This is a genomic window from Pantoea sp. GD03673 (genome assembly GCF_029844725.1).
Classification (GTDB): Bacteria; Pseudomonadota; Gammaproteobacteria; order Enterobacterales; family Enterobacteriaceae; genus Pantoea.
The window spans coordinates 368,012-392,701 of the sequence record NZ_JAOCKJ010000003.1 but is presented as its reverse complement, the minus strand read 5'-3'; the positions used below and the strand labels follow the sequence as shown (position 1 = coordinate 392,701).

At 55.4% G+C, this 24,690-nt stretch carries 17 protein-coding genes and 1 pseudogene; 8 read left to right on the top strand and 10 right to left on the bottom strand.

What is annotated here, in order from left to right; genetic code table 11:
* The first annotated feature begins 64 nt into the window (after window positions 1-64).
* The 4 genes from N5J69_RS07715 to N5J69_RS07700 all read left to right on the top strand — a co-directional run bounded on the left by N5J69_RS07715 (window position 65) and on the right by N5J69_RS07700 (window position 8,170).
* Window positions 65-850: an SDR family oxidoreductase gene (locus tag N5J69_RS07715; RefSeq protein WP_279769297.1), complete on the top strand. Its 786-nt coding sequence runs from the start codon at window positions 65-67 to the stop codon at window positions 848-850.
* Window positions 851-1,153: 303 nt separating this feature from the next.
* Complete coding sequence (locus N5J69_RS07710; RefSeq protein WP_279769296.1) at window positions 1,154-2,347, top strand: MFS transporter; 1,194 nt, start codon at window positions 1,154-1,156, stop codon at window positions 2,345-2,347.
* Between the two features lie 105 nt (window positions 2,348-2,452).
* On the top strand, window positions 2,453-6,976 hold the full coding sequence (locus tag N5J69_RS07705) for an ATP-dependent helicase (RefSeq protein WP_279769295.1): 4,524 nt from the start codon (window positions 2,453-2,455) through the stop codon (window positions 6,974-6,976).
* 339 nt (window positions 6,977-7,315) lie between these two features.
* Window positions 7,316-8,170 (top strand): aldo/keto reductase family oxidoreductase, encoded by an 855-nt coding sequence (locus tag N5J69_RS07700; RefSeq protein WP_279769294.1) that lies wholly within the window; start codon window positions 7,316-7,318, stop codon window positions 8,168-8,170.
* A 39-nt stretch (window positions 8,171-8,209) separates the two neighbouring features.
* Here the strand turns inward: N5J69_RS07700 and N5J69_RS07695 are convergent, their stop codons facing one another.
* The 4 genes from N5J69_RS07695 to N5J69_RS07680 all read right to left on the bottom strand — a co-directional run bounded on the left by N5J69_RS07695 (window position 8,210) and on the right by N5J69_RS07680 (window position 12,364).
* On the bottom strand, window positions 8,210-9,709 hold the full coding sequence (locus N5J69_RS07695; protein WP_279769293.1) for an alpha/beta hydrolase: 1,500 nt from the start codon (window positions 9,707-9,709) through the stop codon (window positions 8,210-8,212).
* An 18-nt stretch (window positions 9,710-9,727) separates the two neighbouring features.
* Window positions 9,728-10,288 (bottom strand): lipid IV(A) palmitoyltransferase PagP, encoded by a 561-nt coding sequence (pagP, locus tag N5J69_RS07690; RefSeq protein ID WP_279769291.1) that lies wholly within the window; start codon window positions 10,286-10,288, stop codon window positions 9,728-9,730.
* Between the two features lie 302 nt (window positions 10,289-10,590).
* Window positions 10,591-12,042 carry a sugar porter family MFS transporter gene (locus tag N5J69_RS07685; RefSeq protein ID WP_279769289.1) on the bottom strand — a complete coding sequence of 484 codons (1,452 nt, stop codon included), beginning with the start codon at window positions 12,040-12,042 and terminating at the stop codon, window positions 10,591-10,593.
* Between the two features lie 199 nt (window positions 12,043-12,241).
* Window positions 12,242-12,364, bottom strand: a complete 123-nt coding sequence (locus N5J69_RS07680) for a hypothetical protein (protein ID WP_279769288.1) — start codon at window positions 12,362-12,364, stop codon at window positions 12,242-12,244.
* A 206-nt stretch (window positions 12,365-12,570) separates the two neighbouring features.
* Between N5J69_RS07680 and N5J69_RS07675 the strand changes: the two are divergent.
* Window positions 12,571-13,304, top strand: a pseudogene (locus N5J69_RS07675) (SDR family oxidoreductase).
* 149 nt (window positions 13,305-13,453) lie between these two features.
* A complete protein-coding gene (locus N5J69_RS07670) occupies window positions 13,454-13,597 on the top strand; it encodes a hypothetical protein (RefSeq protein ID WP_279769287.1) in 144 nt (47 codons plus the stop codon).
* Window positions 13,598-14,582: 985 nt separating this feature from the next.
* On the opposite strand, the gene N5J69_RS07665 is transcribed toward N5J69_RS07670, so the two are convergent.
* The 3 genes from N5J69_RS07665 to N5J69_RS07655 all read right to left on the bottom strand — a co-directional run bounded on the left by N5J69_RS07665 (window position 14,583) and on the right by N5J69_RS07655 (window position 19,240).
* Window positions 14,583-15,554 carry a ParB family protein gene (locus N5J69_RS07665; protein ID WP_279769286.1) on the bottom strand — a complete coding sequence of 324 codons (972 nt, stop codon included), beginning with the start codon at window positions 15,552-15,554 and terminating at the stop codon, window positions 14,583-14,585.
* A gap of 7 nt (window positions 15,555-15,561) precedes the next feature.
* The gene (locus tag N5J69_RS07660) at window positions 15,562-16,761 is read right to left on the bottom strand and encodes an AAA family ATPase (RefSeq protein WP_279769284.1); all 1,200 of its coding nucleotides are present in this window, start codon (window positions 16,759-16,761) and stop codon (window positions 15,562-15,564) included.
* Window positions 16,762-18,310: 1,549 nt separating this feature from the next.
* The gene (locus N5J69_RS07655) at window positions 18,311-19,240 is read right to left on the bottom strand and encodes a RepB family plasmid replication initiator protein (RefSeq protein WP_279769282.1); all 930 of its coding nucleotides are present in this window, start codon (window positions 19,238-19,240) and stop codon (window positions 18,311-18,313) included.
* A gap of 464 nt (window positions 19,241-19,704) precedes the next feature.
* Here N5J69_RS07655 and N5J69_RS07650 point away from each other — a divergent pair, with 464 nt between their 5' ends.
* A complete protein-coding gene (locus tag N5J69_RS07650) occupies window positions 19,705-21,075 on the top strand; it encodes an aldehyde dehydrogenase family protein (RefSeq protein ID WP_279769280.1) in 1,371 nt (456 codons plus the stop codon).
* A gap of 3 nt (window positions 21,076-21,078) precedes the next feature.
* On the opposite strand, the gene N5J69_RS07645 is transcribed toward N5J69_RS07650, so the two are convergent.
* Window positions 21,079-22,257: an FAD-binding oxidoreductase gene (locus tag N5J69_RS07645; protein ID WP_279769278.1), complete on the bottom strand. Its 1,179-nt coding sequence runs from the start codon at window positions 22,255-22,257 to the stop codon at window positions 21,079-21,081.
* A 91-nt stretch (window positions 22,258-22,348) separates the two neighbouring features.
* Window positions 22,349-23,578 (bottom strand): zinc metallochaperone GTPase ZigA, encoded by a 1,230-nt coding sequence (zigA, locus tag N5J69_RS07640; protein ID WP_279769276.1) that lies wholly within the window; start codon window positions 23,576-23,578, stop codon window positions 22,349-22,351.
* Window positions 23,579-23,698: 120 nt separating this feature from the next.
* Here zigA and N5J69_RS07635 point away from each other — a divergent pair, with 120 nt between their 5' ends.
* Window positions 23,699-24,037, top strand: coding sequence for an ASCH domain-containing protein (locus tag N5J69_RS07635; RefSeq protein ID WP_279769274.1), 339 nt, complete (start codon window positions 23,699-23,701; stop codon window positions 24,035-24,037).
* Here the strand turns inward: N5J69_RS07635 and N5J69_RS07630 are convergent, their stop codons facing one another.
* Window positions 24,038-24,586, bottom strand: coding sequence for an XRE family transcriptional regulator (locus N5J69_RS07630; RefSeq protein ID WP_279769272.1), 549 nt, complete (start codon window positions 24,584-24,586; stop codon window positions 24,038-24,040).
* Window positions 24,587-24,690 lie beyond the last annotated feature (104 nt).

Genomic DNA, 24,690 nt, shown 5'->3' with positions numbered 1-24,690 from the left:
GTTATCTTGTTTTTAATTCGCAGGTAACTGCTTTAACAATACAATCACTTCCGGAGTTATTGATATGAAAAATATAAGCACAGAATGGGTGCTGATCACCGGGGCTTCCGGAGGGTTCGGCGAAGAATTTGCCCATCAGTTCGCCGCTCAGGGCAGAGCGGCCATTCTGGTAGCACGGAGACTCGATAAACTTCAATCCTTAGCGCAGGAAATCCGTGAGCGTTATGATACTGATGTCATTGTTGAGCAGGTTGACCTTTCTGACATGAACGCAGTCAGGGAGCTTCATCAGCGTTTGAAGACACAGAATATCCGGGTTGAAACGCTGGTAAATAATGCGGGCTTCGGGCTACAGGGGCAGTTTCTCGATCATTCTCTTGATGAGTCACTTAACATGATCAACCTTGACATTGCCAGCCTGGTCGCGGTTACCCGACTATTTGCAGCAGACATGAAACTTGCTGGAAAAGGCCGTGTTCTGATGGTTGCCAGCCTGCTTTCCTATCAGGGCGTGAAGAACTTTGCCGTCTATTCAGCAGCAAAAGCATTTGTTCTGAAGTTTTCGGATGCCCTGCACCGTGAGCTGAAGCAAGACGGTATTACTGTTACAGCACTGTGTCCTGGTATGTCTGACACCGGGTTTGCCGAAGCTGCTCAGCAAAAGCTAACCCCAATGCTTAAACGCGCCATGATGAAGCCAGCTCCCGTTGTCAAAGCCGGTATTCGTGCTCTTAATGCAGGGAAAATGAGCGTTGTACCTGGAATGGGTAATAAAGCTATTACCTTTTTTACCTGGGCTACCCCACGACGACTTCATCAAGCGGTCATGTCACATGTCATGGGCGTATAGCATAAATTAATACTAATCTTTTCATTTTAATGATTTACCGATTCTGCCGGAACTAACGCAAATTCAGCAATAGGTCACATGTGATATGTGAATGTCCGCTCCTCGCTCTTAGCGGACGTTCATCACCTGCAACCACTACACGTCTTTGACCCCCCCTCCTGGTTAACATCAAACACAACAGCTCACCCGCTTTCAGCTCACCCTTCTCCCTGCCGCAGGAAACGTTAAAGCAAAGATATTGCATTAAGGCGTTAATCACCGTATACCTTATTAAAAGCTAATCCTTTGCATTAAGGTGATTTCATGAATCCTGCACTGACGCCTCAGGCTGCTGCCCGCACCACCCTTTTCAGCTTCACCGGTGCGGCACTCATCTCAGCCACCAGCAGCGCACCGACGCCGCTCTATCCGCTTTATCGCAGCCTGTTTCATCTGACGCCAACCCTGCTGACGTTAATCTTTGGTGCTTATGCTTTCGCGTTGCTGGCCGCACTGCTGACGGTGGGTAAAATATCAGATTACACCGGCAGGCGTCCGCTGATGCTGCTGGCACTGGCGATTAACGCGGTCGCGCTGGTGATCTTTATGGAAGCCAGTTCCGCTTCGACCTTAATCGCCGCCCGACTGGTGCAGGGCTTTGCTACCGGTATCGCACTGCCGACCTTTGGTGCCAGCCTGATTGATGCCAGTAAAACCCGTGGCCCCCTGCTGAATTCGTTTACCGCGTTTCTCGGAATGACGCTCGGCACGCTGACAGGCGGCATTCTGGTAAGCTATGCGCCTTTTCCTACGGTCACGATTTACGCGCTGCTGATGGCGCTGATGGCAGGCGCAATTGCGCTTCTACCCTTAGTACCGGAAACAATTACGCCTCAGCCGGGTGTATTAGCCGCGCTGCGCCCGCAGGTCAGCATCCCGCGACGTGCGCTGGGTCCCTTGCTGAAGGTAACGCCCGTGAACATCGCCACCTGGATGCTGGGCGGATTTTATCTTTCACTGATGCCGACGATGGTGGCAAACGCAACTGGCCTGACGTCGCCGTTTATCGGCGGCTCGATTGTCGCCACGCTGATGCTAAGCGCAACGGCAGCCGTATTACTCTTTCGTCTGTTACCTCCGGCGCGGGCATTGGTTATCGGTACGCTGATGCTGATGGCGGGCGTCAGCGTCACCCTGACCGGCCTTTCCCTGCACAGCGTGGCCCTGCTCTATCTGGGCACCGCCATTGCGGGTCAGGGGTTTGGATCGATTTTCTCCAGCGTGCTGAAGATCATCATGCCGCTAGCGGAAAGTCACGAACGCGCCGGGTTGTTCTCCGCCTTTTTGATCAAAAGCTACCTTGCTTTTGCCCTGCCAGCGATTGCAGCCGGTGTTGCGGCACCGCATATCGGCCTGAACCAGACCGCCTGGTTCTATGGCCTGACCATTATCGTGCTGGCGCTGGTGTCACTCCTCGCGGTCAGGGGTCGCGCTCTGGCCGGTGAAGCCCGTTCATAAATGCCCTGACGCGGCCAGATACCGGTCGCGTCATCCACAAACGGCGATTTTCACTTACACTCAACGGATGAATTCCAGACGCAGACACTGCGCGATGCCGTGAGTATGATGTCGAAATCCCAATCCGATACGGTTTTAGCCCTTTTTTCAACCGCCACTCGACGCTGGTTTTCTGCCACCTTTGCTGCCCCGACACCGGTACAGCAGGCAGCATGGCAGGCGATTGCCAGCGGTGAGCATGCGCTGGTGATCGCGCCTACCGGCTCCGGGAAAACGCTGGCGGCCTTTCTTACCGCTATCGACACGCTGTTTCAGGTCAGAACCCGCCAGCCCGCGCCGACACGCGAAACCACCACCCGTATTCTTTATATTTCACCGGTCAAAGCGCTGGCCGCTGACGTGCAGCGCAACCTGAATCTGCCGCTGGCTGGCGTGTACGCCGAACGGGAGCGGCTGGATGAACCCGGGATCACGCTGAATATCGGTATGCGATCCGGCGATACCCCCAGCGCAGAGCGTGCCCGGCTGTTGCGCCGCCCACCCGACATCCTGATTACCACGCCCGAATCGCTGTTTCTGATGCTGACCTCAAAAGCGCGCACCACGTTGCAGGGCGTCACGACGGTTATCGTCGATGAGGTGCATGCGGTAGCGGGATCAAAACGTGGTTCCCAGCTGGCGCTGAGTCTGGAGCGGCTGGATGCACTGCTGCCACAGCCCGCCCAGCGCATCGGGCTTTCTGCAACGGTGCGGCCGGTTGAGCGCGTGGCGGCTTTTCTCGGAGGCTGTCAGCCGGTTCAGGTGGTTAATCCTGCCGCCAGCCGCACGCTGCACCTGACAGTCGAGGTGCCGGTTGAAGATATGACCGACATTGCCAGCGTCGATGAAGTGACCGGTGAAGCGACCTCTGCCAGCGGATCGATCTGGCCGCACATTGAAGCGCGCATTCTGCAGCAGGTCATGGCCCACCGTGCCACGCTGGTGTTTGTGAATTCGCGTGGCCTGGCAGAAAAGCTGACTGCGCGGCTCAATGCGCGTTATCAGGCGCAGCAGCAAGCCGATGACGATCAGCAAACGGCGTGCGCCGGAAACGATGAACTGATAGCCCGTTCACACCACGGTTCCGTCTCAAAAGAGCAGCGAAGCGAGATCGAATCAGCCCTGAAGCAGGGCAGGCTGCGCTGCGTGATAGCAACCTCCAGCCTTGAGCTTGGCATTGATATGGGGCCGGTGGATCTGGTGATTCAGGTAGGCGCACCGCTGTCAGTGGCCAGCGCACTGCAGCGGATCGGGCGTGCCGGACATCAGGTTGGCGGCGTATCAACCGGCATTCTGTTTCCCCGTACCCGACGCGATCTGCTTGACTCGGCCGTGATGCTGCAGTCAATGCGGGCCGGGCAGCTCGATGCGCTGGCTCCGCCCCGAAACCCCCTCGATATTCTGGCGCAGCAGACGCTGGCGGCCGTGGCGATGGACCCCTTGCAGGCCGATGAGTGGTATGCACAGGTCTGCCGCTCCGATCCGTTTCGTACCCTCTCGCGTCGGCTGTTTGATGCCACGCTTGATATGCTGGCGGGTAAATTCCCCTCAGACGCTTTTGCTCAGTTGCGGCCTCAGCTGGTGTGGGATCGCCAGAGCGGTCTGCTGACAGCGCGACCAGGCGCGCAGCATCTGGCCGTCACCAGCGGCGGCACCATTCCCGATCGCGGCATGTTCAGCGTCATCCTGCCGGAAGGCGAAGAACAGGCGGGTTCTCGTCGGGTCGGCGAACTGGATGAAGAGATGGTGTATGAGTCGCGGGTCAATGACATCATTACGCTGGGTGCGACGTCGTGGCGGATTCAGCAAATCACGCACGATCAGGTGCTGGTGATGCCCGCGCCAGGTCGCCCGGCCCGCCTGCCCTTCTGGCGCGGTGAGGGCGTTGGCCGTTCAGCCGATTCAGGTGCCCGCCTCGGAAAATTTCTGCGCCAGCTGAGCTCTCTGCCACCGGCTGAGGCGCAGGCGCAGCTGCACGCGCTGGGACTGGATGCCCGTGCAATTAACAATCTTCTGGCGTTGCTGGCTGAACAGCGTGACGCAACCGGCGTGCTGCCGGACGATCGTACGGTGCTGATTGAACGCTGCCGGGATGAAATCGGCGACTGGCGGGTGATCCTGCACTCGCCGTGGGGAAAGCGGGTCAATTCGCCCTGGGCGCTGGCAATCGCTGCCCGTATCCGGCATCGCATGGGCATTGATGCTTCGGTTGCAGCCAGCGATGACGGCATCGTTGCCCGCTTCCCCGCCCGTGAAGGACATCTGCCCGGTGCTGAGCTGTTTCTGTTCGACGCCGACCAGCTTACTCAGGCAGTCACCGGGAGTGTCGGGCAATCAGCGCTGTTTGCCGCCCGCTTCCGGGAGTGTGCCTCACGCGCACTGCTGCTGCCGGGGCGCAGTCCGGGAAAGCGCTCGCCACTCTGGCAGCAGCGGTTACGCGCGGGTCAGTTGCTGGCGGTCGCCCGAGAGTATGACGATTTCCCCATCCTGATCGAAACGGCGCGCGAATGCCTGCAGGATGTCTACGATCTGCCTGCCCTGCACCAGCTGATGGAACAGCTGGCTCAGGGCAGCGTAAAACTGGTTGAGGTGACGACCGAACAGCCCTCCCCTTTCGCTGCCCCACTTTTGTTCGGTTATGTCGCCGAGTTTATCTATGCCAGTGATGCCCCGCAGGCAGAACGGCGCGCCTCACTGCTGGCGCTCGACAGTCATCTGCTGGGTGAACTGCTCGGCCAGACCGGCAAACGAGATTTGCTGGCACCTGACGTGGTTGAGCAGGTCGAAAAAGAGCTGCAGCGCGTTGACGCCCGCTATCAGGCACAGCACGCGGAAGCCATTATCGATCTGCTGCGCGAGCTCGGTCCGCTCTCCATTGCCGGTATCTCGGCGCGTTTCAGCGGTAGCCGCACGCAAATCACAGAAGCACTCACGCAATTTGCTGCCGCCCGGCGCGTGATTCCGGTAACTCTCGCAGGCGAAGATCGCTGGGCAGTGATCGAAGACGCGTCTCGTCTGCGCGATGCGCTGGCTACTCAGCTGCCTGACAATCTGCCCGAAACCTTTCTGGTGCCACAGGCCGATCCCTTACGCGACCTGATTAACCGCTATGCCCGCACCCATACGCTGTTCACCGCCCGACAGCTGGCGAGCCATTTTGATCTGGGCGTGGCCGTGGTGAAGGAGGTGCTGCTTTCACTGTATCAACAGGGCAGTTTGCTGGATGCAGGTGTCGCACCGGGCACCCCGGAAACGGAGTGGGTCAGCTCAGCCATCTTCAAACGCTTGCGCTTACGTTCACTGCAATCAGCACGCGAGGCCACCCGACCTGTCCCACAGGCAGCCTGGGTCAGCCTGTTGCTGGAGCGTCACGGCCTGCTTGACCATGAGCAACAGGGTGTCAGCGGGCTGTTGCGGGTGATAGAGCAACTTGCGGGCGTACCGTTACCCGCCTCGCTGTGGGAATCACAAATTCTGCGTGCCAGGATAGCCGACTATCAGCCCGCCATGCTCGACGAGCTGTTAGCCGGTGGCGAGGTGATTTGGTGCGGACATAAAGCGCTGGGCCAGAATGATGGTCTGATCTCCCTGCACCTCACAGAATTTGCCGCAGAGACGCTGCCGGAGGCTGACTCTGTGCCGCCGCTGACCCCGATCCAGCAGGCGACGCTCGACGCCCTCAGCCGCGGTGGCGCGTGGTTTGTTCATGAGATTATGGCGCAGATGGATGCGTCAGAGACACACCCCACCGACATTCATGACGCCTTATGGCAACTGGTGTGGCGTGGCTATGTCACTGCGGATAGCTGGATTGCAGTACGTGGGCTGCTGACTACGCCAGGCGTGACACGTTCACGTCCGGCGCGGACCCTGCGCACCCGCTTTGGACAGCGCTTTACGCCAGGCGCACTTCCCGCACGCCGGCCAGCAGTTAACACGCTGGCTGGCCGCTGGTCGCAGATAAACCGGCAGGCGATGCCCCCTGCCCGACTGGCGCTTTCGCTGGCCGAAAATCTGCTCGACCGCTATGGGGTGATCACGCGAGGCTGCGCGATTTCAGAACAGATACCCGGCGGCTTTCCGGCGTTACAGCCGGTGCTTCGCAGCATGGAAGATGCAGGTCGGCTGCTGCGCGGACAGTTTATCGCCGGGTCAGGCGGTGCGCAGTTTGCTGACCACCCGACCATTGAACGGCTGCGGGCGCTGGCCGACGCCACAACCGGGGCCACTGACGCGGTGGCGCTGGCCGCACTTGATCCCGCGAACCCGTTTGGCGCAATGCTGAGCTGGCCGGTTCATGCCAGCGGCCTGCGCCCGACCCGTCGTCAGGGGGCACGGGTCGTGCTCGCAGGCGGTGCGCTGATCCTCTTTATGACGCCAGGCGGCAAAGAATTGATGGCGTTCAGCGATGACCTCGCGCAGCTTGAAGCCGCGGTCGCGGCGCTGGGCGTGGCGCTGAAACGGGAAAAGGCCGGGAGTTTCACGCTGGAGACAGTGGATGGGAAACCGGTATCGCAGTCACCGCTGCTAAACGCGTTACGACACGCCGGATTTTCACGGGTCCCCCAGGGATTCAGCTGGTATAGCTGATGTTTTCGCACAGGGATTCTGCGAACATCGTCCGAAAACCTGAAGCGGGGCCGGAACCCGACGGCGTTGTTTGTAGTAACGCCACGGTGCGGAAAAGGTCAGCCACCCGGGTTGCCGCGGCTGACGGCAGGCCTGAGCCTCTTATCAGACAGAGAAATACCCCGCTTCCGGCAAGGGTGAGCGCGACGGTCCAATCCCCTGCACCGCCAGCGCCCTGGCATTTACTTGTGCGCATCATCGCGTACAGTCCGCCTGATTTTGCCGGATACCGGATGTGACCGGATAGTTGCAAAGCTAAATCACCGTTACACTTAATCTACACTCACGCAGGAGGTTTCCATGTCAGACATCACCATGACTTATCCGTTAGGCGATCGTGACGTTAACCGTCTCGGCTACGGCGCAATGCAGCTGGCCGGTCCAGGCGTATTCGGCCCGGTCAAAGATGAAGCGCGGGCAATGCAGGTGTTACGCGAGGCCCTCGCGGCTGGCGTCAATCATATCGACACCAGCGACTTCTATGGCCCGCATGACACCAACCAGTTAATTAAAAAGACGCTCCATCCCTATCCGCAGGATCTGACGATTGTGACCAAAGTCGGTGCCCGCCGCGATGCTAAAGGCGGCTGGCTGGCGGCGATGGAACCGGAGGCGCTGACACAGGCGGTGGAGGATAACCTGCGCAATCTGGGGCTGGATGTGATTGAGGTGGTGAACCTGCGCAGTATGTTGCATCCGGCTAAGCCCAAAGAGGGCTCTCTGGCACCGCAGCTGGAGGCGCTGCTGGCGTTAAAGTCGCGTGGGCTGATTCGGCATATTGGCCTGAGTAATGTCACCGCCACGCAGATTGCCGAAGCTCAGGCGATGACGCCGATTGTCTGCGTACAGAATATGTATAACCTGGCGCATCGGCAGGATGATGAGCTGATAGATCAGCTGGCGCAGCAGGGCATCGCCTATGTGCCCTTTTTCCCGCTTGGCGGCTTCTCGCCGTTACAGTCTGATCGGCTCAATGACGTTGCGGCCTCCCTGAACGCGACACCGATGCAGGTCGCTCTGGCCTGGCTGCTGCGGCGGTCGCCCAATATTCTGCTGATCCCCGGCACCGCCTCGCCGGAGCACCTTAAAGAGAATCTGGCCAGTAGCCGCCTGCACCTGTCGGATGAGATAATGGAAACGCTGAATGCGATATAACATCAGGCACGCATGATGCAGGCCTGATGCGATGTGGATTCAGAAACTGCTGAGGCAGGCCGCCAGGTGCGGCTTGTCACTGCAACCGATGTGGTGATCGATTCGGCTAATCATGTAAGGGTAAAACGGGTTGGAGGTGGCACGCATAATCGAGTCCAGCCCGACTATCAGTACGGCACTCTCGCCGCGCAGTGACAGCGTACCAAAACTGATCCCAAACTCATTTTTCCGGGCAGGCGCACTGCCGTATAAACCATCTTCAGCCGGGAACGGAATCGCAACGTGCGACAGTGAGTAGAGTCCTGCCGGATAGTCGATTGCCAGAGGGTGAATCCGCTCCTGAATTTCTCCGGCAGGCACGCTTTTTGTCACCATTTCCAGCGACGTGGCGGCAGCATTGGTGATAACCGTAGAGGAATAATGCCGACGGGCAGCGGGCAACAGCTGGCTAACTGCGGTGTAAGAAGAGTGACGGAATAACGGACTGACGCTGACAGCCTGATTAATGTCGAACAGCACCAGCTCACTGCCATTTTCTGGCAGATAATGATAAAGCGAGCGAATAACCGACGGCGTGCTGACGGTGGAGTCCATGACCGACTGAAAGGTCAGTACTGGGGGGAAACCGGACAACTGCTGATGACGTGCGTAGTACTGGATCTCTTTCTGCAGCGCCTGCGTCAGCAGATAGGTCTGTCGGGCGGCGTGCACCGGAAAAGAGTTATATTTAAACGGATTAAACTCCGGCACGATATTCAGCCAGGCTGTTTTCGATAAGGCCGGGAACACAGAGGGCAGCCCGGCAATCCCGGCAAACCGCGCAAAGCGGGTGACGCCGATCATCGGCGATAACAGAATCAGCTGCTGCGGACGACGCAGCGTGGCGTCCCCCAGACTGTCGAGCGCATATTTTACCGCCAGCGCTCCCCCGTTAGAGAATCCCACCAGATGCAGCGGTGTCTGGTTTCCTGCCAGACGGGTGGCTTCGCGCACCGCTAAGCGTGTAGCAGCCATCCAGTCCTTCCAGTCGACATCCGTCAGTCCCGCAGGCACCGTGCCGTGACCCGGTAACCTGATCGCTACGGCCACATAGCCCTGCTGTCGATAGGTTTCGGCTATGTGACGCAGACTGTAAGGACTGTCGGTCAGACCATGTAACAGGACAACCGCCCCACGCGGCGTGCCCACCGGACGCAGGATATAGGAACGGTTCCAGTCCTGGGCAAAATGGCCCGGATAGATCAGGCTGCCCGCGAAGTATCGGTTGAGCGGCGTTTTATCTTCCGCATCGAGTTTGTCAGTGACCTGCTGCTTCATCTCCTCAAACAGATGATTTTCAGCGCTGAGGTAATCGGCGAAACGGGCACTGTCTATCTGTTCAACTGTCAGCTCATGCGGGATCCAGGTGTGCCAGCGATGTAATTCCGGGCCGCGCTCCGCCTCATAAATGCGGATAATCAATAGCAGCAGTAACAGCAAACCGATGACAAGCGTTAAACGCCAGAATCTGCGAGTGGCCGTTTTCAACATCCGGGTCATTGATCTTTTCCTGAAAAATTAAAAGGCATAACGAAACCACGCGAACAGCACGTTGCCATTATTATACGTGCCGGGGATATAGGTGAACTGCACATTCAGCGACTGATAACCCGCAGAGAACAGCGGCAAAATGATGGGCAGCGGAATATAATTGCCAAAGTCTTCACGCGCCGTGATACCCGCTGTTAATCCGGCACCGAGCCGGAAGTTCTGACCCGCGCCCGGATACCAGCCCTTCTCCCAGCCATAACCGATAATGGGCTGCCACTCATTGTGTGAATCTATAAAGGCCATCGCATAGAGCGCACTCCAGTTGCCGCTGTCGCTGTAGCGGGAAACCCCCAGCCCGCCGCCCCAGGGCGTCTCGTTGTAGTTATCGGTTTTTTCTTTGTCATACATAAAGCGGGCGTGCCAGCTGATAAACGGCAGATAGAGGTCGGTGTGCTGAGGCGCATTCCAGGTTTGTGCCACATCGTCAGTGACGTTATTCCACCAGGACGAAACCGGTGCATTTTCAGCCTGCGATGGCGCAGCCATTAGCAGAGCAGCAACAACTGCCACAGAGATTGATATGTTCATGGTGCATCCCGGTCAGCGTGCAGAGCAGATGAAAACTGAGTATAGCGCAGCGCCGGATCCAATCTTTGTTAGCGGTCATGGTTCGCTTAAACGGCTGTTTCTTCCGACAATGGCATCCGATTAGTCAGGCAGCTTTTGGCGATTTCAGCCTGAAATCGCCAAAAAAAAGCGAAATGAGTTTGCAGGATCGTGCTGATTACAGTGAATGACGCCTGCTTTACTGCAGGAAAGAAATGCCGCGCGAGGGAGAGCAGATAAGGGAGAAACCGGATTCAGCCAGTGGGCCGAATCCGGTGGAGGCGTTAGCAGGCTTCAGCCTGCTTCGACTTTTCACCAAACTTCTCTTTCATGTGTGACTCAATCTCTTCCAGACTTTTGCCCCGCGTCTCAGGCACCATCGCCATCACGAAGATCAGCGACCCGACGTTAATCGCGGCAAAGATAAAGAAGGTCGTGCTACCGGCATATTCCATAATCGGTGGGAAGCCGAACGCGACCACCGCGTTAAAAATCCACTGTAGTGAGACAGCGCCACCGGTTAAAACGCCGCGCAACTGCATGGGGAACAGCTCGGACATCATCAGCCAGTAGACCGGCGAGATGCACATCTGCATACAGAACAGGAACAGCAGAATACAGCCCAGGGCGAGATAACTCTGCATCAGGCTTGAGCTCATAAAGGTCATCACGCTGCCCAGCAGAATCTGTGCGGTAATCACCAGACATAAACCGGTAATGAGCATGGTACGGCGCGGGAAGCGGCTAATCGCCCAGATACCGACAAAGGTCGCCAGAACAGAAACCACACCGTTACCGATCGTTGCGGCGATAGAGGCGCTGGTGCCCAGACCGGTCGACTTCAGGATGATTGGCGTGTAATACATAAAGCCGTTAACGCCGGTGAACTGCGCGACGAAGCCGAGCCCGACACCAATAATCATCAGGCGGATAACCCACTTCTCACGAATCAGGGCTTTTGCATCCGGCCCGCGTTCTGCGGCTTTTGCCTGCTTCTTCATCTGGGCCATCTCATGACGCACCTCACGCGGCGTTTCACGCAGATACTTCAGAATCTTTTTCGCCTCTTTCAGACGCCCTTCTGCCACCAGCCAGTGTGGTGAGGCCGGAACGAAGAACGTGCCGACAAACAGTAGGAAACCTGGCACCATCGCAATGGCCAGCATGTAGCGCCACAGGTGCTCATCATGTAGCAGATAGCTCAGCAGCGTACTGGCGACATAAGCAATGAGCTGACCGGTGACAATCATCAGTTCATTACGGCTCACCAGCGGCGCACGCAGACGCGGCCCGGCAATCTCGGCAATAAATACCGGCACGGTAGAAGAACCCCCGCCGACAGCAATGCCCAGCAGGAAGCGCATTGCCACCATCACATTGACGGAAGGCGCAAGTGCCGTACCGAGTGAACCCAGCACAAAAATGACCGCCAAAGTGCGAAGGGTAATACGACGGCCAAAACGGTCGGAGAAGAAACCACTGAGGAAAGAGCCGATGGCGGCACCGAACACCAGCGAAGAGGCAACCAGCCCTTCAGTGAATGCGTTCAGCCCGAGGCCACCCTGATCGGGCGGTGACGTCATGTAAGGTAACGCACCTGAGATAATCCCGGTGTCATAACCGAAAGCCAGCGCGCCCATCGTGGCAACCAGCACCACTAAAAAAATGCGCTGGCGTACCGTATCCGCAGGCGCGTGACCGCCCGCTTCACCAGAGTCTGGTGTATTCGTACTCATAATATTCCTGCCATTAATAAGTTAAACATCCGTTTGATTAAGTTTCATACGGAATAGAAATGGAACATATTTACCGATTGGGTAAGCAAGTGTAGACGGTATTTAAAAGTTAGCGCTGGCAATGCAGCGTTCAGGACGGGAATAATGAACAGAAGAAATAAACCGGCGTCATAGTGACGGAACGGACGTTATTTTAATATCAGAATGACGTGTTAAGCGCCTCCTGAATCCAGCTCAGGAAGTGAGCAACGCGGGTTTGTACGAAGCCTCGCGGAAACACCAGCCGGGCGCTGGCGGGCAGGCTCTCCTGTTCCGACAACACTCTGACCCGTTTCCCGCTTCGCAGATAATCCTGCGCCAGCCTTTCACTTTCGAAAATCAGGCCGTATTAACTGCATCAAACGAACACATTCATTCAGCATCAAAAGAATCTTTCTGCATTCCCAATAATCAGTGCTTTATCAATTCTGATCGAGACCCTGCCGGTATTGATACCGGACCGCGAATGATTATTTTCTGGAGTGGAACATGTTGCCTGAAAACACGGTTGCGATTATTACGGGTGCCGTTTCCCGGCACAGCACTGGACGAGTCACTACCGCCTGCTTTGCTCAGCATGGCGCACGTGTGGTGAGACCTGATTTGGATTTGCTGGCTGTTGGGAAGCGACGGGCATCCCGGCCTGGCAACCGACGTGACCGCCCCCTCTCAGTTAACCTTGCCATCGACAAGGCAATTGATCATTACGGCCGTATTGATCTGCTGGTTAGTAATGCGGGTATCATGCAGCCAGTTAAGCCCCTGTAGATTGGCATTAAAGATGACAATCGCATTCTGGATGTCATCCTGCGCGGCACGCTGCTGATGTCTCAAGGCGGTGAGCCCGACGATGCAGCAGCAATAAAGGCGACAGCATTGTCTGTCTTTCATCAGTATCGGATCAGCGTGGCGGCATCATCTTCGAAGGTCCGCACTTCAGAGCAGCAAAAGCAGTCGTACCGGGCCTGACTAAAGCGATGGCACGGGCGTTCGGCCCGGACCAGAAACGCATTAATGCGCTGCCCCTGGGTCTGATTCAGACTGATATTACCGGTGGCCTGATACAGGACGAACGCCGCCACGCCATTCTCGACGGCATTCCACCTGGCCGCGCCGGAACCGCCAGCGACGTCACTCACGCGACGCTGTTTCTCGCCAGCGATCTCTCAGGTTATCTCATCGGTATCACGCTGGATGCAAACAGCGGCATGCTGATCCCTTAACCCGCGCCAGTCCCTGCCCGCACGTCTGGCGGGTTAACGTCGGGAGTGAACACCCTGATCACACTTAAGTTGTCACGGCAGAGAATCATTCAATCTCAGGCGGGTCAGGTGAGGCTATTGCGACTTCACATGACTTCAGGCAGATTGCCTTGCCGGGCGCATTCCTGGCAGCAGGCGCTTTACCGGTGCTGCATGACCATGGCGTCTCTGCCGATGCGATGGTTACGCAGATCACCGCTGTGAAAAACGGTCTTGCTGTCGCTGCATTCCATTGTCTTGCACAGGTCGCGTAACCTTGCCGTGGTGAAGGCCGACAGCACATCAGCAGAATCTGTGAAGTCCGGCTACCGTTTATTTAAGCCGCTCCTCTGTGTCGTTTATCAGTGAGGATCCCCGATTCACTGTAAACAGTCACAGGCGCAGTTTTGCTCCTTTCAGACCTGACCCGGTATGCGTTTTCCAGTTTTCAGCACACGCTTTTATCCATCTTACTCAATACAGTGAATCTGATTTGAGTCAGCTGACTTCAGGTTTACGGTGCGTTCTTAACCCTGTCGTTCTCATGTTGATCGCGTGAGGAGGAAAATAATTTTAGCCTGATTAAAAAGTTATCCACTTTTTCTGTGGATAAGTGAGGGATATTTTCTGAGTATCTTTTTCCTCTCCGTGATGATGCCTTTACTGTCAGCGGGTTGCGATTCAATTATGATCTCAAAAGTTCATTTCTGAACGGTAAACAGGCGGGCTATCATTAAAATTTATGGCGATTTCAGGCTGAAATTCATTGCCATTCTTCTTTATAAACAGACTGTTAAGCATTAAATTTCACTGGCGGTGTACTTCATTATGTGAGGGCACGCGGAGAATGCTGCATATTGCATCAGACTGATACACAGCAACGCAGGACTGGTGAACATTAATTGGTCACTAATGAACCAGCAGCAGAAAATCTTTACTTGCAATTTGCGACCGCTACCAGGGCCACAGAGTTTGCATCAGGAGAGGAATACGCTTTTTTCATGTCACAGCGCTCCAGGATAAGAGAGCAACCATAATCTCTGGCGGGTGTTTTGTAAGAATGGCGATTTCAGGCAGTTCCGGGAGGCGATCCAATCCTGAAATACATTAAAATTCAATAGCTTAAATAGAAAAAGATTACTGGCGGGCTGGCGATTTCAGGCTGAAATCCGGGCTCCGGTCCCTTTTCCGAGCCAGTTTCAGCTTTACAAGGCAAAAAAAAGCCAGCGTCTGACGCTGGCTGAAGTAAAGGCGGTGAGGTTAACGGTTGAGATATTTTTTCAGGGTCTCAGCAATGACTTTATCCAGCTCTTCCTGCAACTCTTTCGACTGCCGGTTAAATTCATAGCTAAACATCCGGCCGCGTACTTTCTTGCGTGCGAAGCGATCTTTATCAGCAAAAGACCAAAGCGCCGTCGCCTGCGTTTTATCTTTCTCCGGCTCTTTCATCAGGGTCTGGCTGCCCTGTCGAATCAGACGCAGAATGTGATTTTTCAGCTCATCCTCAGCAAGCCCTTCGCGGGCGCAAACCACATCAATTTCTCTTGAGATGGCATTAATCAGTGCTTCGACGCTTTGCCCGGACTCACTTAATTTGTCAGCGGCCTGCAACAGCGCCTTATAATCCGGATAGGTGAGCTCAGCGTGATTAGGGAAAAGTGCGATTAAATCGGCGGGCACGCTGGCTGCCTGCAGAGCACGCGTGACTTTCGCCTGCGATAAGCCCTGATTTTCAGCAATCTCCTTTTGCGATAAGCCGCCATCTTTTAACGCCAGCAGACGCATTCCCACTTCCCGCAGATTATGTTCACGAGCCGTCTGGATATCCTGCGCCAGCCTGCGTGCCTCATCCGGTGTGATAGCGGCATCCGTGATCAGCACATCCAGACCTGTTTTGCAGTAGAGGGCAGCAGCACGCCGACGTGAACCGTCGAGGATCTCAATGCGGTCGTCACGCATCACACCAATGGCCGGGAAAAACTGCTGAAGTTTAATGGTGCGGATAATGTCACGCAGTGAATCTGGTGTCAGCCCCGCCTGATCGCGGCCATTGGTTTCCATTGTCACAAAGGTCTTGCTTTCAACATCGCTGGCGGCAATGCGTTCAAAACGGAACAGGGCGCGTTTGCCTGTAGCCAGAACGAATGTCTGATTGTGCTGGCTGTCCGGTGTCTCATTTTCCAGTGGTGTCTGGCTGAAGGTTCTGCCAATCGTAATTCTTTTTGCGCTCATACAAACCTCAGTTCAGGCGAATAAATTCGATACGGTCAAAGACGGCTTTTGCAAAGTCCTCTGCGGCCGATCTCGCATTCTTCAATGCTTCGCTGCTGCCGACGTAGGTCGAGGGATTCGCGGAGATAACCGTATCAAAGGATTCGCCGCAACGTTCAAAACCATCAAGACGGGGCAGGGCAGCATCAAGCATGTCGCCCCCAAAAATCTCTTTTGCCAGGCTATGACAAAGTTTGTGGTCAGCTTTATTGGAGAGCTTGGACATAAAGCCGATGTTGCCCTGAAGACGACAGGTCGCGCCCGAGTCTTCGATAATCGCGATTAATTCCGGCAGACGCGTCAGATATTTAAGCGTCGAGTGGAAATCAACCTGAGCGGGTGGCACCGGGGTCATCAGCAGGTCAGAGGCCGCAATCGCATTCTTGAGGAAAGCATCTAAATGCGGGCCGCTGTCGATAAAAATGAAGTCATAATCTTTCTTCAGTTTGGCAATGACATTGTCGTACAACACGGCATGAACATTCTGTTGCGGCAGATGCTCGGCACAAAGCTGATCCCAGCTTGAGGCGATAAACGCATCATCAATCGAGGCAGGCAGCACATCCACACCCGGAATAATCGACGGCACAATAAATTCGTTCACCAGCTCATCGCGGCTGACATTCTGCAGCATTGCCTGCGCTGCTGTCGCTTCCACCAGCCCCACAGAACGTTCATGGTTTAAAAACATGGTTGCTGAGGACTGTGGATCGAGGTCGATCACCAGAATTCGTAAATCTTCAAACAGCAGGTGGGGATGGGCACGCAGGGCATGAGCCAGCGAAACGGTAGAAACCGTTTTAGAGACGCCACCCTTCAGATTGCCCACGAAAATCGTGTAAGCGTCACTGTGGCGATCGCGGTATTTCGGTACACCACGATGATGATAAATATCGATGATGTTCTGAATCGACATCGCATATTTAACGGAAGAACCTGCTGCGCGTTTATCAAACTGATAACCGCTCTCTTCCATCTCATTGACCGCGTAATCGACGCTGGCTCGGGTCAGTTTGGGCAACTTTGCTAACGCCGCTTTGGCATAGACCTGGTAATAGGTATTCTCCTGCAATTCCTGCTTTTGCGCCTGAATCTGGTCGGTGAGGCTTAGCAGCATGCGTTCAGAACGCTGCGCAACCTTCATCACCTGCTTGTCATCGTTAGCCATAGTCGCTCCAAACATGTAGGATTTATGACTTTATACATAAATGCTGCACGTAAGGCAATAAATTATCCTTTCAACATAATCTGCGTTTTTATGTAACAGCACCGGTTTTGGTGAGGTTCATCACACTATTACTTTCAAACAGATCGGTTTTACAGGCTGTTTGAAGACAGTGTTCACTGTAATCAGCAGAACATTCACTGTAATCAGCAAACAGCATTTAAAATCGCATTCAGGAAGAGAGCTAGGAAGATGAACCAGGCGAATGGCGCGGATGAGCACGAACATTCACTGTAATCAGTAAAGTGATTCCTGAATCAGGTGATGAGCAGAAGCAGGGAAAGGTGCGGACGCGACTTGTCGCACCCGGACATCCGCCGCATAAAAGAGGCAGAAGCTGGTCGCTGCACGCGCTGAACATTCACTGTAATCAGCAACCTCATTCCGGGTGCCGGGCAAAAGTAACGTTCACTGTAATCAGTAAACTCACTGATCAGATGTCACCGCAGGGGGTGGAATGGCAAAAACGTTCACTGTAATCAGCAGGCATGAGCCAGGAAATTCTGCCTGGTTCGTAAAAGCATCAGAACCTGGTGAGAGAACAGGCATCTTCGGTTCAAGAACCTGGTCGGGTCGGCAGAGCGGCAGATGTTCGTTCACTGTAATCAGTCAGGCATGACACGAACGAACATTCACTGTAGTCAGTAATAGCAGAACCACCCTGTGAACATTCACTGTAATCAGCAAGACGCCTCAGTTCCGTTAAAACGCGTTTGGATCCGCACAGGCTGGCAGCTGTCCCGGCGGACGTTAAGCTGGCTACGCTCATGCCGCCAGACATCAGACAGTACGTCGTTGATACAGATATTCACTGTAAACAGTAGAAGCGGTAAGGCGATGCGTCAAATGCAGGCAAACATTCACTGTATTCAGCAGAACGTTCACTGTAATCAGTAGGCCGCAGCAATGCTGCCACCGCTGACCTGAATCAGGCTCGGGTTACTAACGTTCACTGTAATCAGTAACGGACGGGGCAAGCCGCAGCAGAAAGGGGTATGCCGGGATGGTAACGACGTCATCCGGCAAACATTCACTGTAATCAGTAACAGTGTCACGCTGGCATAACGCGCAGGGCAAAGCGTCTCAGTCCCTACAGCAGGCCAGCGGAGATGGACGGGAATACCGTGCAGCAAGCAGACATTCACTGTAATCAGTAAAGGGCGCTCTCGGAATCAGCACAAAGCCGCGTATCCTGCCTCAGTCAGGACGTTCACTGTAATCAGCAGAAGGGTAATAAGCAGGTGCTGATTTATAAGTGTGTGAGCACATACTTACCATATAAGCCTTCTGATTCAACACATCAGAAAAAAAGGGGAGGTGATGACAATGAATTCACGTGTGCTCTTCACTGATTACAGTGAACGTTCCTGACTACAGTGAACACAGGTGGAGTACTGATTACAGTGAATGGGAAAGGGATAGCGCAATGTCACCCTTGCCGGAGAAAGTGACACTGCCACGCCGTAATACTGATTACAGTGAACGTCAGGCGTTAATCCTCAAACTCAATGTCATCCAGCGAATCGATGCTCTCCAGATTACCGATGCCATCAAGCTTGGGCGTGCGACTGTGAATAATAAAAAAGACTGAGCGACCGCGCTTCACTTCAGAGTAATCCAGATAACCAATCTCTTTCAGTTGCTCCATCGCGCGCCGAACCACATGGTTCTGCGTGGTGGTCTTGGAGCCGAGATTGAGGCGCATCCGCAGGCGTGCCAGCGATATCGGTGCCGGATTGGTAGGCAGACTCTCCAGGAAGGTATAGAGCGCCTGCGCGGACTCTTTACGCTTAAGGCGGGAGATTGCACGAAGCTGAAGCAGCACTTTGTGGTCGAAGTTGTAGAGTTCGAACAGCTTAGGATCGGCCTGAATCCGCACGATATCTTTTTCGCGGTCGTAATAAGCTGACTGCACAAGGTGGGTATGATACGCCTTGCCGTTACCTTCAAAAGAGAGCGTGTTGGTGGCAATGCGGCGTAAAGAGGCATCAAGGCGCTTACGCAGCGCGGCTGACGAGTTGGCAGAGGGGATGCCGCACATCTTCACAAAATCGATAAACGGCAGCGTAACCGTATCGCCTTTGGTCGGATAGCGAGAAAAAGACTGAATAATGCCTGCCCAGGTTTTGAAATCGTTATCCATATCCAGCCGTGCGCCGGTAATGGTAATCTTTTCGTAGCCTTCCGCCTTCACCAGAGTCAGGTTCTTCAGCTCTTTAGTCGCATCCGTTGAAGCCATAGCACCGGATTTTCCGCGTGCGGTGGATTTCAGGGTCGGCACGAACAGTCCAAGACGCATTAACGCCACCGGCTGAACGGTATTATTCTTGTTGGGATGAAGCTGAATAACTTCACCACTGTTTTTGGTCACTGACAGAAAAGGTTCAAGTAACGCTTTGTTTTCGTTGTCTTTATCTGCCATGGCGTAAGATCTTCATTCTGTGGATGAAAGGGATCGTTTTCTGACTACAGTGAACATTAGCACTGTTTACAGTGAACATTCTACCTGGTACAGTGAATAAAGTACTGATTACAGTGAACACTTTACTGATTATAGTGAACGCGATCACCCTTTAAGCCCTTGCGGGGTGCGGCCTGCGACGATCGGGGATCTCTTAGGATCTCTCTATGATCTATTAAGGATCGTTTTTTAGGATCGTGTCACTGTATAAGTGGATAACTGCCACAGAAGCATCATTTCAGGCTCATTTACGATCTGCGTAATGGCATGACTCTCTGCCAGAACATCCCGCGCTTCATTCATACGACCCCAGTAATCCAGCCATTCTTAATTGATAAACAACTTCCTCACTATTATTCATTTTTCATCATCAACTACAGGGCGTATCGTCTATCAATTACTGAACGAATGAGGAAGACAGCACCATGACTGAACATGCCCTATCACGTAACCCCGCAACAGGTGAAATTCTGGCACGCTATCCTCTGCAGAACAGCACCGAACTGGAACAGACGCTGGCAGAAAGCGCCTCTGCTTTTGCAGACTGGAAAAACAGCAGCATGACTGACCGGGTACGCGTACTGCGTCAGCTCGGCGAGCAAATCCGTCTGAGAGAACAGGAGCTTTCGCGCATGATTACGCTGGAGATGGGTAAACCCATCGCCCAGGCCCGCGCTGAAGTCCTGAAATGCGCAAATTTATGTGACTGGTATGCTGAACATGGCCCGGCGATGCTGGCCGATCAGCCCACCCAGATTGCCGATGCGTGGCAGCGATTCCGTCCCATTGGAGTGATCCTGGCGGTCATGCCGTGGAATTTCCCTCTGTGGCAGGTTCTGCGGGGCGCAGTCAGCATGTTACTGTCAGGCAACACCTATCTGCTGAAACACGCGCCTAACGTCATGGGGAGCGCCACACTGATGGCTGAGCTGTGCAGGGCAACCGATCTGCCAGCCGGAGCCTTTAACCTGCTCAACGTGGATAATGACGGTGTCTCGGTAGCCATCAAAGATGACCGGATTGCCGCCGTCGCTGTTACCGGCAGCGTGCGGGCCGGTGCGGCCATCGCGGCGCAGGCGGGTGCCGCACTGAAGAAAACGGTGCTGGAACTGGGCGGATCCGATCCCTTTATCGTGCTGGCGGATGCCGATCTTGATGAAGCGGTGAAATCAGCCGTCATCGGACGTTTTCAGAATACCGGGCAGGTGTGCATGGCGGCCAAACGCTTTATCGTGGAAGCCCCCATCGCCGAAGCGTTTGAAAAGCGCTTCACGGCAGCAGTACAGGCACTGAAAATGGGCGATCCGCTGGACGAAAACACCTTCCTCGGCCCGATGGCACGTGCCGATCTGCGTGACGAGCTGGATGATCAGGTAAAAGCGACGCTGCGTGAAGGGGCGCGTCTGGTGCTGGGAGGCGAAAAAGTGGCAGGTCAGGGTAACTATTATGCGCCAACCATCCTTGCCGACGTTACCAGCAACATGACAGCATTTACGCAGGAGCTGTTTGGTCCGGTCGCGGCCATTGCCGTAGCGCGGGATCCACAACATGCGCTGGCAATCGCCAACGACAGCGAATTTGGCCTCAGTGCTACCGTCTGGAGCGGTAACGAAGAGATTGCCGATCGACTGGCGCTGCAGCTGGAAGTGGGGGCCGTATTTATCAATGGAAACGGCGCGTCAGATCCGCGCGTGACCATTGGTGGGGTGAAGAAAAGCGGCTATGGCCGTGAGCTGTCACACTTTGGTGTTCACGAATTCTGTAACGTGCAGACCGTGTGGAAGAATCGCCGCTGATGTTTACTGCGCAGCCGGAAGATAGGCGGGCGCAGTTTTAGCCACCGCACTGAGCGGACGCAGCAACCGATGGGGTGTAAACCCACTCAGCATCGGTGAGGCTGTGCCGCTCAGCATCTCCTCCGCCACCAGTCGGCCCAGCAACGGGGCAAGGGTCATGCCGCTATGACTGACCATCAGATAAATGCGTGCTGACGCGCTGGTGTAGCCCAGTGCAGGCAAGCCATCTGCCGGGCGCGACCGCTGTCCCGTTTCAATCCGCTCAATTCTTGCGCCGTCAGCGTGGTGAAACAGCCGACGCAACCGACGCAGCATCTCTTTGCCAATCAGCCCATCCGGAGACGCCGGGCGCGACGGATCGGCATGCTGATCGAGATCCAGTGCCTGCAGCATCAGGCGTCCTCCGCCATCCGGCCGGACATTCAGTTCCGGGGTGATAAGATTGCAGTTAAGCGAGACGGGCAGCGGCTGTGTCTGTGCCAGAAAACTGCAGGCAACCGGATCGGCGCGGTTCGAATCGGTCATCGCCAGTTCAAGCCCGCACTGGCTCATCAGCTCAGGCGACCAGCGGCCGGTCGCCAGCACCAGCTGGTCTCCGCGCCACTCATCGCCGCTGGCAAGCGTCAGATGCACATCCCGACCTGATTCCTTAAGCGTCGTCACCTCGTTATTGCAGACCAGCTGACCGCCGCTGGCACGCAGGTCAGCCAGCAGAGAAGCGATATACAGGCTGGGATAAAGCAGACACTCCGAAGGAAAAAACCACGCCTCCTGAACGCGGGGATCGAGCCGCAATGCTGGCAGGGCTCTCAGCAGGGCGGTGCGGTCGTGTTTCTCGCAGGGATAATTCAGCGTGGCAAGTTTCGCTGCACGCTGCGCCAGCTGACGAAACGTTGCTTCGTCGGCCGCCCACTCAAGCGTGCCGGTTTCCAGCAGCCACTGAGGCGAAGCAGGGTGGCTCGTCTGCCAGCGCTTATGCTCCTCTATCGAACGGACGTTGAGTTCATGATAAATATCGGGTTCTTTGCCGTTGGCATTGACCCAGGCGTAGCTGATCTGGCTGGTGCCGCTGCCGGGAAAGCCTTTGTCGAAGACAGTAACCTGTGCGCCCCGGCGGGACAGAGACTGCGCGACGGCTAAACCCAGCACGCCTGCACCGATTACGGCAATACGTTGTGGCATCCGGCTTCTCCTGAACAGAAATCAGCGGGTGACGTCCACCCGCCGGGTCGTTTCACTATTGCGGAGCCGCAGTGTGCCGTCAACCGTTGTGTCAGGCGGTAATCTCATCAAACCAGGCGGGCACCGGATCGGCCAGCGTCATCCAGTGCTCAGGCCCTACCGCCATCTCCTGCGGTGTCAGCAGCGCGTGATCCAGCGCGGCAATAATGCGCTGCTCATCCATATCAATGCCGATTAACACCAGCTCCTGACGCGCATCGCCGGTGCCTTCCTGCCACTGTTCAGCGATGAAGTTCAGTGAATCCGCATCCTGCGGCCAGTCGTTGCGCGGCACGCTGACCCACCAGCGCCCGGCATAACCCTGACGAGCCACCGCGCCTGCCTGCGACCAGATGCCCGCAAATTCTGGCCGGGTGGCCAGCCAGAAGTAACCCTTAGAGCGGATCACGCCGTCAAGCTGGTGGTTCACGACCTGCCAGAAACGCTGAGGATGGAACGGACGGCGGGCGCGATAGACAACGTTGCGAATGCCATACTCCTCCGATTCCGGCTGATGCTCGCCGCGCAGCGTCTGCAGCCAGCCAGGTGCCTGTGCAGCCCGGTCAAAATCAAACCGGCCGGTATCCAGCAGAGACGTCAGAGGAACCTGCCCGAAGGTACTGTTCACCATAAGAGCGTGCGGATTGAGCGCACGCAGCATACCCTGCAGCTGATGCAGTTCCGCCGGGCTGAGCAGATCTGTTTTGTTCAGCACCAGCAAATCACAGAACTCAATCTGATCGACCAGCAGATCAACGACCGATCGCTCATCCTGTGCGCCCAGTGACTCACCGCGAGACTGAAGATCGTCAACAGAACGGTAATCGCGCAGAAAGTTAAAGCCATCGACCACGGTAATCATGCTATCCAGCCGGGCAAAGGCTGACAGGCTTTCACCCGCTTCATCTTCAAACGTAAAGGTTTCAGCAACCGGCAGCGGTTCAGAAATGCCGGTTGATTCGATGACCAGGTGATCGAAGCGACCGGCCTGAGCCAGACGTTTTACCTCCAGCAGCAGATCTTCACGCAGCGTGCAGCAGATGCAGCCGTTACTCATTTCAACCAGCTTCTCGTCGGTGCGCGACAGCTCTGCACCGCCGTTGCGCACCAGGGCCGCATCAATATTGATTTCTGACATATCATTCACGATGACAGCGATCCGCCGTCCTTCACGATTATTCAGAATATGGTTGAGCAGCGTGGTTTTCCCGGCACCAAGAAAACCGGAGAGAACCGCAACCGGCAGACGGGGATCCTGGGATGTCAGCGTTGGGAGTGTCATACTGTTACCTATAAATGATATTAAAAGATATGTTATAACATAACATTAATACCGTTATTTTCAATCCGGATTTGTGGTGTCGGGTCCGCTCTCAAACAGGCTTTAAAAAAAGGAGAGGAAATGCAGCAACTTACACTTGTCCCTCGTCTGATGCCCGTTGTCAGGCGCGGCAAGAAAACCTCGACGGTACGCTGGCAGGAGGGTGAGATCGTCACGGGGCCGCTGACACTGGTGAACCAGCAGGATGAAGCCGACACGGTCATTGTCTGGGTAACGCAGATCGAGACACTGCGCTTAAACGAGGTTGCAGCAAGGCTGGGGAAAGCGGCCGAATGGCCGGATGCGAAACTGCTGCAGGGAATGCGCGAGCACTATCCGGCGATCAGACTGGACAGTGAGGTGCAGCTCATCACGCACCTCACACCCGCAGAGACCCGGCTGAAACGGACTGAGCGGTAACTAGCTGTGCTCAATCACCAGCAGCGCCAGCGTATCGGCTTCCAGCGCCCGAAAGATATGCAGCTCATCGCCCGGATAGGTAATGTAATCACCCACGCCCAGCTCGACCGCGCTGTCCACCGGTCCCACCAGCGCCCGGCCTTTTGCAATAATAATATGCTCAATGGTATTGGGAATATGGGGCTGCGAGATGCGTTCACTGCCAGGCTGAACTTCCAGCAGATAGATATCACGCCGGACGCCGGGCGGGCAGGATGCCAGCAGAACCGCCTGATAGTCTGCCAGATCGGCGGTAACCGTCAGCCCCTCTCCACGGCGGATTACCTGCAGACGACGCGCATCCGGCTCCAGCAGACGCGAAAACGGAATATTCAGCGTCACGCACAGTGACCACAGCGTCTCAATGCCCGGATTACCATTACCCGCCTCCAGCTGTGACAGCGTTGATTTAGCGATCCCTGCGCGGCGCGCCACTTCAGCCAGTGACAGACCGGCTCGCTGACGTTCACGCACTAAAGCATTGGCAATGATGCTGATAGGGGTATTCAAACGCACTCCTGAAAACAAAATGTTTTTTATATCGAACGTAACGTTCGCCTTGAAAAACGCCGCAGCGCTGTTCATTATATCGGATTATACGTTCATTATGAGAC

Bases quoted from the DNA above. Each gene is read 5' to 3' on its own strand.
- N5J69_RS07695 (WP_279769293.1), bottom strand. From the start codon at position 9,709: ATGACCCGGATGTTGAAAACGGCCACTCGCAGATTCTGGCGTTTAACG.
- N5J69_RS07700 (WP_279769294.1), top strand. From the start codon at position 7,316: ATGTCAGACATCACCATGACTTATCCGTTAGGCGATCGTGACGTTAAC.
- N5J69_RS07660 (WP_279769284.1), bottom strand. From the start codon at position 16,761: ATGGCTAACGATGACAAGCAGGTGATGAAGGTTGCGCAGCGTTCTGAA.
- zigA (WP_279769276.1), bottom strand. From the start codon at position 23,578: ATGACACTCCCAACGCTGACATCCCAGGATCCCCGTCTGCCGGTTGCG.
- N5J69_RS07645 (WP_279769278.1), bottom strand. From the start codon at position 22,257: ATGCCACAACGTATTGCCGTAATCGGTGCAGGCGTGCTGGGTTTAGCC.
- N5J69_RS07715 (WP_279769297.1), top strand. From the start codon at position 65: ATGAAAAATATAAGCACAGAATGGGTGCTGATCACCGGGGCTTCCGGA.
- N5J69_RS07635 (WP_279769274.1), top strand. From the start codon at position 23,699: ATGCAGCAACTTACACTTGTCCCTCGTCTGATGCCCGTTGTCAGGCGC.
- N5J69_RS07710 (WP_279769296.1), top strand. From the start codon at position 1,154: ATGAATCCTGCACTGACGCCTCAGGCTGCTGCCCGCACCACCCTTTTC.
- N5J69_RS07650 (WP_279769280.1), top strand. From the start codon at position 19,705: ATGACTGAACATGCCCTATCACGTAACCCCGCAACAGGTGAAATTCTG.
- N5J69_RS07685 (WP_279769289.1), bottom strand. From the start codon at position 12,042: ATGAGTACGAATACACCAGACTCTGGTGAAGCGGGCGGTCACGCGCCT.
- N5J69_RS07705 (WP_279769295.1), top strand. From the start codon at position 2,453: ATGATGTCGAAATCCCAATCCGATACGGTTTTAGCCCTTTTTTCAACC.
- pagP (WP_279769291.1), bottom strand. From the start codon at position 10,288: ATGAACATATCAATCTCTGTGGCAGTTGTTGCTGCTCTGCTAATGGCT.
- N5J69_RS07655 (WP_279769282.1), bottom strand. From the start codon at position 19,240: ATGGCAGATAAAGACAACGAAAACAAAGCGTTACTTGAACCTTTTCTG.
- N5J69_RS07665 (WP_279769286.1), bottom strand. From the start codon at position 15,554: ATGAGCGCAAAAAGAATTACGATTGGCAGAACCTTCAGCCAGACACCA.